Source organism: Pseudomonas sp. KCJK9000 (assembly GCF_046230725.1).
Lineage (GTDB): Bacteria > Pseudomonadota > Gammaproteobacteria > Pseudomonadales > Pseudomonadaceae > Aquipseudomonas > Aquipseudomonas promysalinigenes.
This window is the reverse complement of record NZ_JBJJLN010000010.1, coordinates 69,779-84,765: the sequence shown is the minus strand read 5'-3', so window position 1 is coordinate 84,765 and position 14,987 is coordinate 69,779. Positions and strand designations below refer to the sequence as shown.

Below are 14,987 nucleotides of genomic sequence, written 5' to 3'. Positions count from 1 at the left end.
AACCGTTACTGCCTAAGCCATTGCTGACGTAGGGTGCGTCGGGCTTTGACATACCGCGACATATTGTCGGCTTGACTTTGCTTATGCTCGCTCTCTTGTTGTAAAGTTGACGCGAGAGTCAATTTCTATGGCTTAGGCAACAAGGCGTTATCCCTGCCAAGTTCCCCGCACAAGAATCAAAAAAGATGGGCAGAAACTCTTCTGCCCAGAGGATCAAGCATGTCCAACCGTGATATTTCCCGGCGCGCCTTCTTGCAAGGCGGCCTGATCGCTGGTGTCGGCGTGACCATGGCGCCACTTGGCAGCCAGGCATTCGCCGCACTGATGGAGGAGCGCGTCACCACCTCGCCGCAAAAATGGATGAGCCACGATGGCAAGGCGCGTTTTCGTAATGACGCGCTGTCCAAGGTCTGTGGCAACAAGGTCTTCGCACGCGACATACGCGCCAAGGACATGCCCGGCTGGCCCACCCAGCAAGGCCATGCTTTGCTGCTCAAGGCGACCAAGGTCGACCGTATCTATGCCGGCCATGATTTGAGCCTGCTGGGCAACGACCTGCAGCCGGATCGTGTAGTCACCGCAGCTGATCTGGCCAAAGACGGCATCGTCTGGCCAGAGGCGCATTCGCCCGACCCACTGCTGCCGCCTGGGCAGGTGCCGATGTTCATCGGCCACCCGGTGGCGATCCTGATCTGGCACGACTTCGAGCGGTTCCGCCAGGCCAAGCGCAAGTTGCAGTTCAACGATAAGGCCATTCAGTACGGCCCTCAGGCACCGCTCTACCAGCGCGACCCGTACGGCAGCTTCCGCTTCGTGCGCGTTGGCGGCGCCACGCCGTTTGACGAAGACGAGTTCTCGAGCCTGAAGAACTCCATGCTGTTCCCCACCATCCTCAACCGCAAACCGGTGTGGTCCAAATCGCCCAATCAGCACGGCGACCTCACCGAGCAGGGGCTGTTCTATGCCAAGCGCATGGGCGAGCAGCTGGACAACCCGCCTGAGGACTGGCTGGTGTTCGACGAGCGCTATAAAACGCCGTCGATCGAGCCTGCTGCGCTCGAACCTGACAATGGCAATGGCTGGTACGACCCAGCCAGCGGCACGCTGCACTTCGTAGTCGCGACCCAGTGCCCGTTCGAGGTGGCGCAGGAATGCGTGCACATGATCAAGCCGTCTCGGTTTGCCTTGAACAATCTGAACATGCACCCGGGCTACACCGTGGGCTACGGCTCCAAAGACAACAATATTTTTGTCTTTTACGCGGCTGTCGCTGCCCTGTATGGCGCCGGGGTGCCTATCCGACTGGCCAACGACCGCTACGAGCAGTTCCAGAGCGGCATCAAGCGCCATGCTTTCGATATCCGTTACCAACTGGCGGTGGACAAGAAGGACAACAGTTTCAAGATATTCCGTGCCGACATGAGCTGCGACGGGGGTGGGCGCATCAATTACAGCCCATCGGTGGCTGCGGTGGGCGCCACCGCAGCGCAATCGATTTACTACATGCCGCAGAATGACCTGTCGGTGACCGCTTACTTCTCCCGGGGGGTCGAGGCAGGCTCCATGCGCGGCTACGGCACTTTGCAGAGCATGGCCGCTACCGAAATGATGGTGGACGAAGTCGCCGGTCGCTTGGGCGTCGATGCCATCGACCTGCGCCGCGCCAATGCGCTCAAGTCGGGCATGAAAAACACCCAGGGGGCGGTCCCTGCCGGTGCGCTTCGCCTTTATGAGATTCTCGACAAGGCTGCCGTGCACGAGTGGTGGCGCAACCGTGATGCGCGCAAGCAACAGATGGACGCCAAAGACCCCGACCATTGGTACGGCGTCGGCTTCGCCATCTGCCAGAAAGACTTCGGCACCGGGTCGGAGGCGCCGATGGCCAGTGTCGAGTTCAGCGCCGACGGGCGCATCAGCCTGCGTCATATCGGCACCGAACTGGGCACGGGCATGTCCACCTCCCAGGCGCTGGTGGTCAGTGACTTCCTTGGCCGTTCGGCCGATGAGGTCAAGACCGCGGTCACCGAATGGCCGGAGTTGCAGTTGACCACCAGTGGCAACCCGTACCTGATCAGCCAGGCCGATCAGGACGCCGCGCTGCGCAACCCGCGCTGGGTCGGCAAGCTGGCCTCGCCGTCCTCGGCAACCAACTCGGCGTTCTATTTCAGCCATGCCACCCGTGAAGCCGCCCGCGTGCTGTTCAATCACGGCCTGTGGCCGGCGGCCATGGCCATCTGGAGCCAGGGCCCCCACGGCGGCCAGGCCAACCCGCTGGTGGTGCGCCGCGAGAATGCGGTATGGGTCAACGGCGAATTGACCGGCAACGGCCTGGCGCCGATCCCGTTTGCCCAGTTGGCAAGCAAGGCCCACGAAATGGGCCTGGTGACCGGCGTCAGCGTGCATGGTTTCAACCGCTGGAGCTGGGCCGAGGCCGACTTTGTTATCGATGGCGTGCGCGAGCGCTTCCCTCTCGATGCCCTTGCGGTGAAGTACGGTGACGGTGCGGTCAATGCCAAGAAGGCGCAGATGAGCAGCCATGGGTATCACTTGCTCGACCGGCAGAACGCCGCTTACCCAGTCACCCAACTGAACAATGCCATGGTCACTTACTACAGCCCCGTGGCGACCATCGTCGAGATCAAGGTCAACAAGGGCACCCATGAAGTCCAGGTGCTCAACCACCACAGCTGGGTCGAGTGTGGCCGCGTGCTGGTGCCTGAGTTGGTCAAAGGCCAGCTCGAAGGCGGCATCGCCATGGGCATTGGCCATGCGTTGACCGAAGAAATGCCGCTTCACGAAGGTGGGCCCGGTGAAGGTGACTGGAACTTCAACCGCTACCGGCTGCCCCATGCACGGGATGTGGCGGTGTGGGAGCAGACCAGCGAAATCCTCCCGCCGCTGTCACCGACCGACCCGTCCAAAGGTATCGCCGAAGTGGTGATGATCCCGGTCGTCGGTGCCATCGGCAACGCCGTGGCGCATGCCATTGGTAAGCGCGTACGCGATCTACCCATCACCCCAGCCCGCATCAAGGAGGCCCTCAATGGCTAACCGTCCACTGCAACTGACCCTCAACGGTCAACCGGTCGGCCCGGTCGAGGTCCCTGATGACCTGGCGATGATCGACTACCTGCACGAACACCAGAACCTTACCGGTTCCCGCCTGGGCTGCGGGCAGGGCATCTGTCATGCCTGTGTGGTGATCGTCGACAACCCCGACGGCACCTGCGAGGAGGTGCGTACCTGCATCACCGGCGCACATTATTTCGAAGGCAAGCAAGTGCGCACCATCGAGAGCCATGCTAAGCAGGACGAGGCTGGTAACCTGACCCTGAACCCGATTCAGCAGAAGTTCGTCGACCTGTTCGCCTTCCAGTGCAGCTACTGCGCCCCAGGCTTCGTCAATGCCGCCACCGTGCTGGTGGAAACCGCCCAGCGCCAGCCATTGAAAAAGAGTGAGGTGCAAGACCGCATCGAGGCGAGCCTCGGCCATCACATCTGCCGTTGCACCGGTTATGTGCGCTATTACGACGCCACCCGCGCCGTGCTCAATGATCTCGGCCTGGTCAAGGAGGGTTGAGCATGGGCTTGGTTCGCAACACGCTGGTAATGACACTGGTGCTCGCTGGGGTTCCGCTCGCCCAGGCCGCCGACGATGCTCAGGTCAAGCGCGGTGAATACCTGGCCCGTGCCGCCGATTGCATGGCCTGCCACACGGCCGAAGGCGGCGCGCCGTTTGCCGGAGGGCTGCCGATTCACTCGCCATTCGGCACCATCTATGGCACCAACATCACCTCGGACAAGCAGTACGGCATCGGTAGCTATACGCCAGACGAGTTTTTCGCAGCAGTGACCGAGGGTAAGCGCAAGGATGGCGCCAACCTCTATCCGGCGATGCCCTACACCTCGTACCACCTGATCAAGCGTGAAGACTCCGACGCCATTCTGGCCTACCTGATGACCAGCGCGCCGATCAACCGTCCGGCGCCAGAAACCAAGCTGAGCTTCCCGTTCAATGTGCGCCTGGGCCTGACCGGTTGGAACATGCTGTACGGCAAGAGCGTGCAATTGCAGCCGGGCGAAGGTAAGAGCCCAGCCTGGCAGCGTGGGCAGTACATGGTCGAAGTGCTGGGCCACTGCGGCGAGTGCCACACCCCGCGCAACCCCATCGGCGCGCTGCAACAGGACAAGCGCTTTACTGGAGGCCTGCTCATGGGCTACCTGGCGCCGAGCTTACTGGCCCAGGACCTGGCCGAGCGTGGCTGGACCCAGCCGGACCTGACCACGTTCCTCAAGCACGGTATCAGTGCCCAAGGCAGCATGTTCAACGAGATGTACCCGGTGGTGCACCACAGCACGCAGCATTTGCAAGACGCTGACCTGTCGGCCATGGCCACCTACCTGCTGGGTGATCAGCCGCCCAAGGCCCGGCTGGTGGAGCCGGTGCCGCTGGCACAGCTCAACGATAGCGCCAAGCGTGGGCGTCAGCAGTACCTGAACGTGTGCGCCGGTTGTCACGGGGTGGAGGGTGAGGGCAAGCCGCACATCGCCGTGGCCATGCAAGGCAACACGGTGCTGCGCCAGAGCGACTCGCGGAACTTGGTCAAGGCGATTCTCGATGGCATTGCTGAGCAGCAGTTCACCGGCTTCGAGCGCATGCAGCCGATGCCGGGCTTTGCCGACAAACTCGACGACCAGCAAGTGACGGATATGGTCAACTACCTGCGCCAGGCCTGGGGTGGATTGCCCGGCGACCTGAGCCTGCAACAGCTCGCGGAGCTAAAAACGGAGTAAACGTGCAGCATCTGGATCTTCAAGTCATCAGTCAGGCCTTGCAGTGGTCCTTAAGCGGTCAGCGGGTTTGGTTGTGCACGGTGCTGGCCACTTACGGCTCGGCGCCTCGGGCGCCGGGCTCACTGCTGGCGGTCAACCAGAACGGCCAGTGGCTGGGGTCGCTGTCTGGCGGCTGCGTGGAAGAAGATTTCCTGGAGCGTGTGGGGCAGGGTGAATTTCCCGAGCCGGTAGCCATCGTGCGCTATGGCGATGGCAGCGACCGGCGATCGAGCATTCGCTTGCCTTGTGGCGGTGTACTCGAGGTGTTGGTGGAAAACCTGGCCGCCGATTGTGACGTGCAGGCTCACCTGCGTGAGCTGCAAGGCGCATTGCGCGGCCAGCGCCGGCTGCTGCGCGAGGTGCGCCTGCCGCAAGGCCAGCGTCAGCTGTTCGATGACCGCGATCAGGGGCCGCGGGTGGAGCGCCAGAGCGACCAAGTGCGTTTGCGTGTCGGTGCGGCTCAGCGCTTGCTGTTGGCAGGCTACTCCAGTGTCGCGCACTTTTGCGCCGAGTTCGGCAAAAGCCTGGGCTTTGAGGTCATCCTTTGCGAGCCCCGTGAAGAAGTGCTTGAGGGCGTGCTGCTGGAGGGCATCGAGGTGCGCCGGGAGCTGCCCTCGGAGTTCATCGTCAATGGCGGTTGCCATGCCGACACGGCCGTGGTTGCATTGACTCACGACCCGAAAATAGACGACCTCGCCATGCTTGAAGCGGTGCGTACTGAAGCGTTCTATATCGGCGTGATGGGCTCCATGGCGACTTCCGAGAAGCGTCGTGAACGCCTGCACCGCATTGGCGGCTTGAGTGACGAGCAAATGTCGCGGATCCACGCGCCCATCGGCCTCAATCTGGGCAGCAAGACGCCGGCCGAGATCGCCCTGGCGGTGCTTGCCGATATTCTGCGCCTGCGCAATGGCATCGCGCGAGATGCGCTGTGAGCGTGGTGGCGCTGGTGCTGGCGGCTGGCAGCAGCGTGCGTTTTGGTGATGACAAGCGCCGGGCATTGATGGCAGATGGGCGAAGCGTGCTGGTGCACAGCGTCGAACTTGCCTGCGCGGTGTTCGATGACGTAAGGGTGGTGCTGCGTGACGGTGAGCGGGGCGAGGCGTTGGGGTTGCCATCGGCATGCCGGGTCATCTCCAGCGCAGATTACACGCTTGGCATGGGCCACAGTCTGGCGGCAGGCGCTGCTTCGTTGGTCGACAGTCAGGCGCAGGCGGTGGCGATTCTGCTGGGGGACATGCCCTGGGTGGAGCCAGCGACCCTTGGCCTGCTTGCAAGTAAGGCCGGTGAGTCAACGATAGTTCTGCCTTGTCATGGCGGGCAGCAGGGGCACCCGGTGTTGTTCGGTCGCGATTTCTGGCCAGCGCTGGTGCGGCTGTCGGGGGATGAGGGGGCGCGTTCGGTCGTCAGGGCTAATCCACACAGTTGCGTCAGGCTGGACGTCGAGGATGCCGGCGTGCTGCGGGATATCGATACGCCTGAGGCACTGCGCCAGTGAATTTTCTGTCACGGCTTTACTCATCGGTGCGGTGCTGGTGGCGGGGTTTTTAGGGATTGGGGTGGTGCTGCGAAGGGTACGGCTGTAGGGATTGGGCGCCTGTGAGATCGAGCGCCGCCCGCGCGGCGCATCGCGAGCTGCGCTCGCTCCTACGTTTGTTTCGGGCCAGTAACGCCTGTGGCAGGCGCGCGCGACCGCCTGGTTGGTGCAACGCAATATCGCGTCAGGCCCCAAAGCGTCCGCGCGCAAATCCCACAGGATCAACTGGCCCGAAACGAACGTAGGAGCGAGCGCAGCTCGCGATGCGCCGCGCGGGCGGCGCTCGATCTCACAGGCGCTGCAAGGCTTTCGGCGAACACAAAAACGTCCATAATCCCCACTTAATCCCTCCATAGTGCAATGCCAGCCACACCACTGCGGGAGCTCCACCATGCACGTACTGCTCTGTGAGGACGACGACCTGATCGCCAGCGGCATTTGCGCCGGCCTCACTGCCCAGGGCCTGACCGTCGATCGCGTGGCCAATGCCGCCAGCGCTCGGGCTTTGCTGCAGGCGGCGCAGTTCGATGTGATGATCCTCGACCTCGGCCTGCCGGACGAGGATGGCCTCAAATTGCTTCGCCGCCTGCGCCAGCAAGGTGTAGACCTGCCCGTGCTGGTGCTTACCGCCCGAGATGCGGTCACCGACCGGGTCGATGGCCTGCAGGCCGGTGCCGACGACTACCTGCTCAAGCCCTTCGACCTGCGTGAGCTGGCTGCACGCCTGCATACCCTGTTGCGCCGGGTGGCGGGGCGGGCGGTCAATGTGATCGAGCATGGCCCGTTGCGTTACGACCCCAGCAGCTGCGAAGCGACCCTGGCCGGGCAGCCGGTGGACCTGTCCCGGCGCGAGCAGGCGCTGCTGCAGGCCCTGCTGCAAAATCCCGGCAGGGTGCTGTCCAGCGAACAGCTCAAGGACTGCGTGTACGGCTTCAGCGACGAGGTCGAGAGCAACGCGCTGAACGTGCACATCCACCACCTGCGGCGCAAGCTCGGCAACCGTATCGTCGAAACCGTACGCGGGCTGGGCTATCGCCTGGGGCCGGCGCAGGCACCACACGAGGCGGCGTCATGAGCCTGCGGGTACGCCTGAGCCTGATCCTCGGTAGCGCCTTCATCATCATTTGGGCGCTGGCGGCCGCCTGGATGCTGCGTGACCTGCGTCAGCAGATGATGTTCTCCCTCGACCAGCGCCTGGTGGCCTCGGCGCGCATGGTCGCCGGGCTGATCGAGCAGTTACCGCAACCGCTGGCCGGCAAGGGTGAAGATGCACACTTTTCCGCCGACCAGTTGAGCGTACCCGACGGCATGGCCTGCCAAGTCAGTTCGTTGCGCGGTGAAATCCTCGCCAGCAACCACAAGCATGACGGCGCCATGGACGACCAGCACAGCGGTTTTCGCGATCAGACCATCGACGGCGCTTCCTGGCGTACCTTCACCTACAACCATGGTGACGTACGCATTACCACCGCAGACCGACACATGGAGCGCGAAGCGCTCAACCAGTCGATTCTGTTGGCGGCCTCCGCGCCAGTACTGATGGCCTTGCTCGGTAGCCTCGGGCTGCTGTGGATTGGCCTGGGCAAAGGCCTGGAGCCGCTCAATCGCATGCGCGATGCCCTGCGCCGTCGGCGCGCCGACAGTGTCGAGCCGCTGCAGGTGGGCGGTTTGCCCAGCGAGTTGCAACCCTTGCTCGAGACCCAGAACCAGCTGTTCCTGCGTATTGCCCAGACCATCGAACGGGAACGCCGCCTGACCGACGATGCTGCACACGAGCTGCGCAGCCCACTGACAGCGATCAAGACCCACCTGCAAGTGGCACGGATGACCGATGGTGCGGTGCGCGAGCAGGCTTTGGAGCACGCCGAACAGGGCGCTGACCGCATGCACCGCACCCTGGAGCAGCTCTTGATGCTGGCACGGGTGGAGGGCAGCTTGTCGTTCGAAGATGGCGTGCTGTGCAGCGCCGAACAGGTCGCCCGCCAGGCCATGCAGGATGCCGGCGGTGGCGACAACCGGCGGATCGCTCTACGCCTACCGGAAGAGGCCACGCGGATCTACCTGGGAATGCCCGCGCCGCTGGCCGTTGCAGCCCTGCGCAACTTGCTGGACAACGCGTTGCGCCACGGTGGCGAAACCGAGGTGGAGCTGGAAGTGCAGATGGCCGACGGGCAGGTGGGGTTCATGGTGCGTGACCACGGCCCTGGGATTGCCGACGCCGACCTTGCACATCTTACCGAGCGTTTCTGGCGAAACGGCCAGAGTGGCGGTTGTGGCCTGGGGCTGGCGATTGTCCAGGCGATCGTGCAGCGCTGCGCCGGGGACCTGAAGTTCGATAGCCGTGGCGATGGGCTGCGGGTTCTGCTGCAGGTGCCGGCGCGGACAGCGGGTTGAACCCACCCATTATCGCCCCGGTTGTTGGCAAACCGGCTTGTGCGGCGAGCGACGCTCCCGATTGCAAGCCGGTTCGCTGGCAAAGCGCCGGTTCGACCCTGCGAAAATCCCGCAACAACCGCTAAATCCTCCCCGCACTCAAGCGTTTTTCTAGCGATAACTGCCCTTTCGCTTGCTTGCGAGGATTCACCCATGTCCACCGCTACCAGCCTTGCCCAGGTCCTGCCGGCAGGCGCACCTAACCCTCTGTATGAATTCAGCGACTCGCCGCTGCTGCAACGCCAGCAGCAGCAGGAGTCCAATGCCCGTAGTTATCCACGGCGCATCCCGCTGGCGCTCAAGCGCGCGCGCGGCATTTACGTCGAGGACGTTGAAGGCCGTCAATTCATCGATTGCCTGGCGGGGGCTGGCACCTTGGCCCTAGGCCACAACCATCCAGTAGTGGTCGAAGCGATTCAGCGAGTGCTGGCAGACGAGTTGCCATTGCACACCCTGGACCTGACCACGCCGGTCAAGGACCGCTTCGTTCAGGACCTTTTCGGCATACTGCCTGAGGCCTTGCGCCGCGAGGCCAAGGTGCAGTTCTGCGGGCCGACCGGCACCGACGCGGTGGAAGCGGCACTGAAACTGGTGCGCAGTGCCACCGGGCGCAGCACCGTGCTGGCGTTCCAGGGCGCTTACCACGGCATGAGTCAAGGCGCACTCAGCCTGATGGGCAGCCACGGCCCCAAGCAACCGCTAGGCGCGCTGCTGGGCAATGGCGTGCAGTTCATGCCATACCCCTACGATTTCCGCTGCCCCTTTGGGCTGGGGGGTGAAGCCGGGGTCAAAGCTAACCTGCATTACTTGGAAAACCTGCTGTCGGACCCGGAAAGCGGCGTGCCGCTACCGGCCGCGGTCATTCTCGAAGTGGTGCAGGGGGAGGGCGGAGTGATCCCTGCCGATATCGAGTGGCTCCAAGGCGTGCGACGTATCACTGAGCAGGCGGGCGTGGCGCTGATCGTCGACGAGATCCAAAGCGGTTTTGCCCGGACTGGGCGGATGTTCGCTTTCGAGCACGCCGGCATCGTGCCGGATGTGGTCACCCTGTCCAAGGCCATTGGTGGCAGCCTGCCGCTGGCAGTGGTGGTGTACCGTGACTGGCTTGACACCTGGAAGCCGGGTGCCCACGCCGGCACTTTCCGCGGCAACCAGATGGCCATGGCCGCGGGTTCTGCAGTGATCGATTACCTGGTCGAGCATCGCCTGGCCGAACATGCCCAAGCCATGGGCCAGCGCTTGCGTGAACAGTTGCAGGGCCTGCAAAGCCGCTACCCACAGCTAGGCGATGTTCGCGGCCGAGGCTTGATGGTGGGTGTAGAGCTGGTCGAGCCGTTGGGTCAGCCTGATGCCCAGGGCCATCGGCCTGCCAATCGGCTGTTGGCGCCCAAGCTTCAGCGAGAATGCCTCAAGCGTGGCTTGATCCTCGAATTGGGCGGGCGACATGGCGCCGTTGTGCGCTTTTTGCCACCGCTGATCATCAGCGCTCAGCAGGTGGACGAGGTGGTGCAGCGCTTTGCCCAGGCCCTGGCCGCGGCCGTGTGACCCAACAAGGGCCGCTTCGGCCCTTGCTTTTACCTAGCCTTGCCGTGTCAACCCTTACCCCCGGCCTCCAGCTGCCATCCGCCACCCAACGCCTTGTACAACGCCACGCTGCCTTGCAGCCGAGCCAGGCGCAAGGTTGCCTGCTGGTCTTGAGCCAGGTAAAGCGCGCGCTGTGTATCGAGTACGCTCAGCAGGGTTTCGGCACCCGCCGCGTAGCGCCGTTGCGCCAGCTCAAAGGCCAGACGCGCCTGCTCCAGCTCCTGATCCTGCCAGTGGCGCTGGCGCTCTATTCCCTCAATAGCATTCAAGGCTTTCTCGACATCGGCGAAACCCGCCAGGATGCTGCTTCGGTAGTTTGCCAGCAGCTCGTCCTGTTCGGCTTCGGCCAACTGCCGTGCCGCCCGTAGTCGGCCATTGTTGAAAATGGGCGCCACCAGGCCGGAGGTCAGGGTGTAGTAGGAACTGCCGAAAACATCGGCGAGGGTACGCGCGCCGGTTCCCAGGTTGGCGCCCAAGGTCACTTTGGGCAGCAAGGCAGCCCTGGCGACCTGCACGTTGGCGTTGGCAGCGGCCAGGCGCGCTTCGGCGGCCGCAATGTCTGGCCGGCGGGTGAGCAGTGAACTGGGGACGCCGCTACCGAGCTGCGGCCAGTTCACCGCGCCAAGCGCTTGGCTGGTAGTGGGCAGGGCCTGCACCGGTTCGCCCAGTAGCGTGGCGAGGGTCACGCGGTTGTCCTGCCACTGCTGCTCGAGCTTGGGCACTTGCCGCGCCTGGGCAGCCACCAGGCTGCGCTGCTGGGCAAGCTCCATGCGCGTCGCGGCGCCGGCACCCTGGCGTGTCTGTACCAAGCCCAGCACATCACGGGCATTTTCCAGGTTGAGGCGGGCAATGCGCAGTTGTTCCTGCAAGGCCAGGCCCTGCAGGTAGGTGCTGGCGACACTGCTGATCAAGGTCAACTCCACCGTCTGGCGATCGAAGCGGCTGGCATCGAGGCTGTACAGCGCGCTTTGGCGGGCAGCGCGCAGCCCACCCCAGAAATCGAGCTCGTAACTGGCGACCAACTGCATGTCGAATGCTGTGCTGGTGGGCTGGTAGCGGCTGACATCGAGCTGGTCATAGCCCTCGCCGTGCAGCAGGCGCTGACGGCTGGCGTCCAATTCCAGCTGCAGCTGCGGCAGTAGCGGTGCACCGGCGATCATTGCCCGTGCCTGGGCCTGGCGCACGCGTGCGGTAGCGGCTGCAAGGTCGTGGGCGTTGTTGCGCGCGCGCTCGACCAGGCGATTGAGCTCGGCGCTGTCGAATGCGTGCCACCATTGGGCGCTGGGCAGAGGTGCAGAGGCCCGAGCATTGGGGCCTTGCCAGGCAGCGGGCGCAACGATGCCGCTGGAGGGTGCGGGCGGCAGGCTACAGGCGGCGAGGCCCAGGCACAGGGACAGTAGGCTGATGCGGCTTGGCAGGGTCATGGTTTATTCGCTGGTGAGGGCTTTGACCGGGTCGAGTCGGGCGGCGTTGCGTGCCGGCATGAAGCCGAACAGGATGCCGGTGAGCACGGCACAGGAAAATGCACCGAACATGGCTGGCAGGGTGAAGGCTACGGCAACCTTGCCCAGCATCAATGCGCCGCCAATCAGCAGCGCCAGGCCAATGCCGGCCACGCCGCCGACCATCGACAGCATCACCGCCTCGCTGAGGAACTGGCGCAGGATGTCGTACTGCCGTGCACCGGTTGCCATCCGGATGCCGATTTCCCGGGTGCGCTCGCGCACGGTCATGAGCATGATGTTCATCACACCTATGCCGCCGACCAGCAGTGAGATGGCGGCAATGGCCCCGAGCATCAGCGCCAGGCTGTTCTGGGTGCGCGCCTGGGCCTGGATCAGTGCCGCCGAGTTGGTCAGTTCGAAGTCGTGGCGGCCCTGATGTCGCTGGCGCAGCAGGCGGTCGACCGCTGCTTCGGTTTCATCCACCCGGGCGGCATCGGTGGCGGCGACGGTGATGTAATCGGGGTCGCGCTGGCCAAACAAGCGGATAGCCGCTGCCGCGTAGGGCACCACGATCCGACCGTCGGCGTCTTGGTCCCCGGAGCTTGCGCCTTTGCCGGCCAGAACACCGATGACCTGGAAGGGTACATTGCCGATCAGGATGTATTGACCGAGCGGGTCCCGGTCGGGGTCGAGCATCTTGTCCCGGACCTTTTGGCCGATTACCGCCACTGCCGCTCCACTGGCTTCATCAGCCTCGGTGAAAAACGCCCCCTCGACGGCCGGCCAGTTGAAGATCAGCGGGAATTGGTTGTTGTTGCCTCCCACGTAGAAACGCTGGCTGCGGTTGCCGTGGCGCACCATCACCTTCTCGCCTAACACTGGCATGATCTGCCTGACTTGCGGCAGTTGGCCGATGGCTGCAACGTCATCCAGGGTAATGGCCCCGGCAGGCTCGCCCAGTGCGGCGGGCTTGCCGTTGAGGTAAAGGATGTTCGAGCCGAAAGCGGCCATCTGCGCCATGACCTGACGTTTGCTGCCTTCACCGACGGCCAGCATGACCACCACCGAAGCGACTCCAATGATGATGCCGAGCAAGGTCAGAGCGGTGCGAAAGCGGTTGACCCACATCACCCGCCAGGCCGCCTGCAGAGCTTCGAGCAACTCGCCCTTCCAGGCTCCGGGCAAAGTGGCTCCTCGGGCCAGGCGCTGGCGCAGGTCATCGGCCTGCAGCACTTGTGGGGTAGCGATGGCTGGCTGCCTGGCTGCGCTATCGCTGATCATCTGGCCGTCGCGTATCTCGATCACTCGTTGAGCCCGCGCTGCGACTTTGTGATCGTGGGTGATCAGGATGATCACGTGGCCTTGGCTGGCCAGTTCGTCGAGCAGCGCCATGACCTCGGCGCCGCTATGGCTGTCAAGGGCACCGGTGGGTTCGTCGGCAAGGATGATGTGGCCGCCGTTCATCAAGGCTCGGGCAATCGATACCCGTTGTTGCTGCCCGCCCGAAAGCTGATGCGGGCGGTTGCCGCTGCGGTTGGCCAGGCCTAGGCGAGCGAGCAGGGCTCTGGCGCGAGCATGGCGCTCAGGGGCGGGCGTACCCGCGTAAATGGCCGGCATTTCGACGTTTTCCTGGGCCGAACCAGACGCAATCAGGTGATAGCCTTGGAACACGAAGCCGAACGCCTCCCGGCGCAGCCAAGCCAGTTCGTCGTTGCTCAGTTCGGCCACGTCCTTGCCGGCGAAGCGATAATGACCCGATGTCGGTCGGTCCAGGCAGCCGAGAATGTTCATCAAGGTCGATTTGCCCGAGCCGGATGCGCCCACGATGGCAACGAACTCCCCAGGGTGAATACTCAGGCTGATGCCCCGTAGAACATCGACGCTAGGCGAGTCCTTGCCACCGTAGGATTTACGGATATCGACCAGCTCTATCAGAGGGGAGCTCATTCAGCCTCCGCTGGCGCCGGTGGCGCCCATCAGTAGCTGTTCACCCTCATTCAGCCCCTCTAGCACCTCAATGCGCAGGCGGTCGCTCAGGCCAGTGCGTACCTGACGCTGCACCACGTTGCCGTGGGGGTCGACGACCTGAGCCAGGTAACGCTCGCCATCGCCGTGCAGTGCCGCCAGGGGTACGGTCAACACCTGGCTGGCGTGACCGGAGACGAAAAATACTTGCGTAGTCATGTCGGCCATCAGCGCGCCGTCGGGGTTGTCGACATCCAGCAGTACGGTGTATTGCACCACCTGGCTGGCGGCATTGACCGGGCTGCCACTGCCCTGGCGGTTCTGCTCCAGGGGTTTTGGCGGCACCGGCAGGATTTGTCGAACCGTGCTGTTCCAGCGGCGTTTGCCACCGGACAGTGTGGTGAAGTAGGCAGTCATGCCCGGTTTGACCTTGCCGATATCGGCTTCGGAAACTTGAGCCCATACGGTCATCGGTGACAATTTGGCGATGCGCAGGATCAGTGGGGTCTGTTGTTGCGCATTGAGGGTCTGGCCTTCGCGGGCGTCGACGGCCACAACCGTGCCGTCCATTGGCGCGTAGATGCGGGTATAGCCCAATTCTGCCTCGTCGCTGCGCAGGCTCGCCTGGGCTTGGCGGATCTGCGCCAGGAACATGTCGATGCGCGCCTGGGTGACCTTGAGCTGGGCTGCTGCGGCCTGCACGTCCTCATCACGGGTCGCGCCGGCGGCGGCCAGATCGCGCTGGCGCTTGAGTTGCTGGTTGGCCAGCTCGAACTGTGCGCGCTGTTCGGCGAGCTGGGCCTTGAGGTTGTCGATCGAAAAGCGCCCTGCATCCAGCCGCGCCTGCTGGGTGGAGGGGTCGATTTCGACCAGCAGCTGCCCCTTGCGTACCGAGTCTCCTGCCTCCACGTGCAAGGTGCGGATCTGCCCCGAGGCCTGGGCACCGACATCCACGTAGCGGCGCGGCTGCAAGGTGCCCAGGGCGGTGACGCTGCTTTCGATATCGGCCCGTGTGACCGGTACGGTGCCCTGGCGCTGCGCGCCGCTTGGCAGCGCCTGCCAGGCGAGCAGGCAGCCCAGGCCAAGCAGGCCCATGGCTGCGAATGTGAACTGGCGACGGGGGGAGGTTGAGCGGCTCATGCGGGCTTCCAGCCAGGGGAGAGGTCGCGCGTAGCCAATTGCGGTGCGCA

General features: G+C 63.9%; 11 protein-coding genes. 8 read left to right on the top strand and 3 right to left on the bottom strand.

The features are described from left to right. Positions 1 to 219: 219 nt before the first annotated feature. The 8 genes from ACK59H_RS07280 to ACK59H_RS07245 all read left to right on the top strand — a co-directional run bounded on the left by ACK59H_RS07280 (position 220) and on the right by ACK59H_RS07245 (position 10,348). On the top strand, positions 220 to 3,051 hold the full coding sequence (locus ACK59H_RS07280; RefSeq protein WP_060480594.1) for a xanthine dehydrogenase family protein molybdopterin-binding subunit: 2,832 nt from the start codon (positions 220 to 222) through the stop codon (positions 3,049 to 3,051). Continuing rightward, the gene (locus tag ACK59H_RS07275) at positions 3,044 to 3,580 is read left to right on the top strand and encodes a (2Fe-2S)-binding protein (protein WP_060480595.1); all 537 of its coding nucleotides are present in this window, start codon (positions 3,044 to 3,046) and stop codon (positions 3,578 to 3,580) included. The genes ACK59H_RS07280 and ACK59H_RS07275 overlap by 8 nt, the downstream gene beginning before the upstream one ends. A gap of 2 nt (positions 3,581 to 3,582) precedes the next feature. Beyond that, complete coding sequence (locus ACK59H_RS07270; RefSeq protein ID WP_409264343.1) at positions 3,583 to 4,794, top strand: cytochrome c; 1,212 nt, start codon at positions 3,583 to 3,585, stop codon at positions 4,792 to 4,794. Between the two features lie 2 nt (positions 4,795 to 4,796). Continuing rightward, positions 4,797 to 5,768 (top strand): XdhC family protein, encoded by a 972-nt coding sequence (locus tag ACK59H_RS07265; RefSeq protein WP_060480597.1) that lies wholly within the window; start codon positions 4,797 to 4,799, stop codon positions 5,766 to 5,768. Then, a complete protein-coding gene (locus tag ACK59H_RS07260) occupies positions 5,765 to 6,331 on the top strand; it encodes a nucleotidyltransferase family protein (protein ID WP_060480598.1) in 567 nt (188 codons plus the stop codon). Before ACK59H_RS07265 ends, ACK59H_RS07260 begins: the two co-directional genes overlap by 4 nt. 430 nt (positions 6,332 to 6,761) lie before the next feature. Further along, positions 6,762 to 7,445, top strand: coding sequence for a response regulator transcription factor (locus tag ACK59H_RS07255; RefSeq protein WP_060478603.1), 684 nt, complete (start codon positions 6,762 to 6,764; stop codon positions 7,443 to 7,445). Continuing rightward, positions 7,442 to 8,764, top strand: coding sequence for an ATP-binding protein (locus ACK59H_RS07250; RefSeq protein WP_060478602.1), 1,323 nt, complete (start codon positions 7,442 to 7,444; stop codon positions 8,762 to 8,764). Before ACK59H_RS07255 ends, ACK59H_RS07250 begins: the two co-directional genes overlap by 4 nt. Positions 8,765 to 8,956: 192 nt before the next feature. After that, positions 8,957 to 10,348: an aspartate aminotransferase family protein gene (locus ACK59H_RS07245; RefSeq protein WP_060478601.1), complete on the top strand. Its 1,392-nt coding sequence runs from the start codon at positions 8,957 to 8,959 to the stop codon at positions 10,346 to 10,348. Positions 10,349 to 10,395: 47 nt separating this feature from the next. Here the strand turns inward: ACK59H_RS07245 and ACK59H_RS07240 are convergent, their stop codons facing one another. The 3 genes from ACK59H_RS07240 to ACK59H_RS07230 are packed head-to-tail and all read right to left on the bottom strand — an operon-like array spanning position 10,396 to position 14,937. Further along, positions 10,396 to 11,811 carry an efflux transporter outer membrane subunit gene (locus ACK59H_RS07240; RefSeq protein WP_060478600.1) on the bottom strand — a complete coding sequence of 472 codons (1,416 nt, stop codon included), beginning with the start codon at positions 11,809 to 11,811 and terminating at the stop codon, positions 10,396 to 10,398. 3 nt (positions 11,812 to 11,814) lie between these two features. Then, a complete protein-coding gene (locus ACK59H_RS07235; RefSeq protein WP_060478599.1) occupies positions 11,815 to 13,779 on the bottom strand; it encodes a MacB family efflux pump subunit in 1,965 nt (654 codons plus the stop codon). Continuing rightward, complete coding sequence (locus ACK59H_RS07230; RefSeq protein WP_060478598.1) at positions 13,780 to 14,937, bottom strand: efflux RND transporter periplasmic adaptor subunit; 1,158 nt, start codon at positions 14,935 to 14,937, stop codon at positions 13,780 to 13,782. It lies immediately after the preceding gene. Positions 14,938 to 14,987 lie beyond the last annotated feature (50 nt).

What these genes read in the sequence shown, in the direction of transcription:
- ACK59H_RS07280 (WP_060480594.1), top strand. Translation starts at nt 220, where the DNA reads ATGTCCAACCGTGATATTTCCCGGCGCGCCTTCTTGCAAGGCGGCCTG.
- ACK59H_RS07275 (WP_060480595.1), top strand. Translation starts at nt 3,044, where the DNA reads ATGGCTAACCGTCCACTGCAACTGACCCTCAACGGTCAACCGGTCGGC.
- ACK59H_RS07255 (WP_060478603.1), top strand. Translation starts at nt 6,762, where the DNA reads ATGCACGTACTGCTCTGTGAGGACGACGACCTGATCGCCAGCGGCATT.
- ACK59H_RS07230 (WP_060478598.1), bottom strand. Translation starts at nt 14,937, where the DNA reads ATGAGCCGCTCAACCTCCCCCCGTCGCCAGTTCACATTCGCAGCCATG.
- ACK59H_RS07240 (WP_060478600.1), bottom strand. Translation starts at nt 11,811, where the DNA reads ATGACCCTGCCAAGCCGCATCAGCCTACTGTCCCTGTGCCTGGGCCTC.
- ACK59H_RS07250 (WP_060478602.1), top strand. Translation starts at nt 7,442, where the DNA reads ATGAGCCTGCGGGTACGCCTGAGCCTGATCCTCGGTAGCGCCTTCATC.
- ACK59H_RS07245 (WP_060478601.1), top strand. Translation starts at nt 8,957, where the DNA reads ATGTCCACCGCTACCAGCCTTGCCCAGGTCCTGCCGGCAGGCGCACCT.
- ACK59H_RS07270 (WP_409264343.1), top strand. Translation starts at nt 3,583, where the DNA reads ATGGGCTTGGTTCGCAACACGCTGGTAATGACACTGGTGCTCGCTGGG.
- ACK59H_RS07235 (WP_060478599.1), bottom strand. Translation starts at nt 13,779, where the DNA reads ATGAGCTCCCCTCTGATAGAGCTGGTCGATATCCGTAAATCCTACGGT.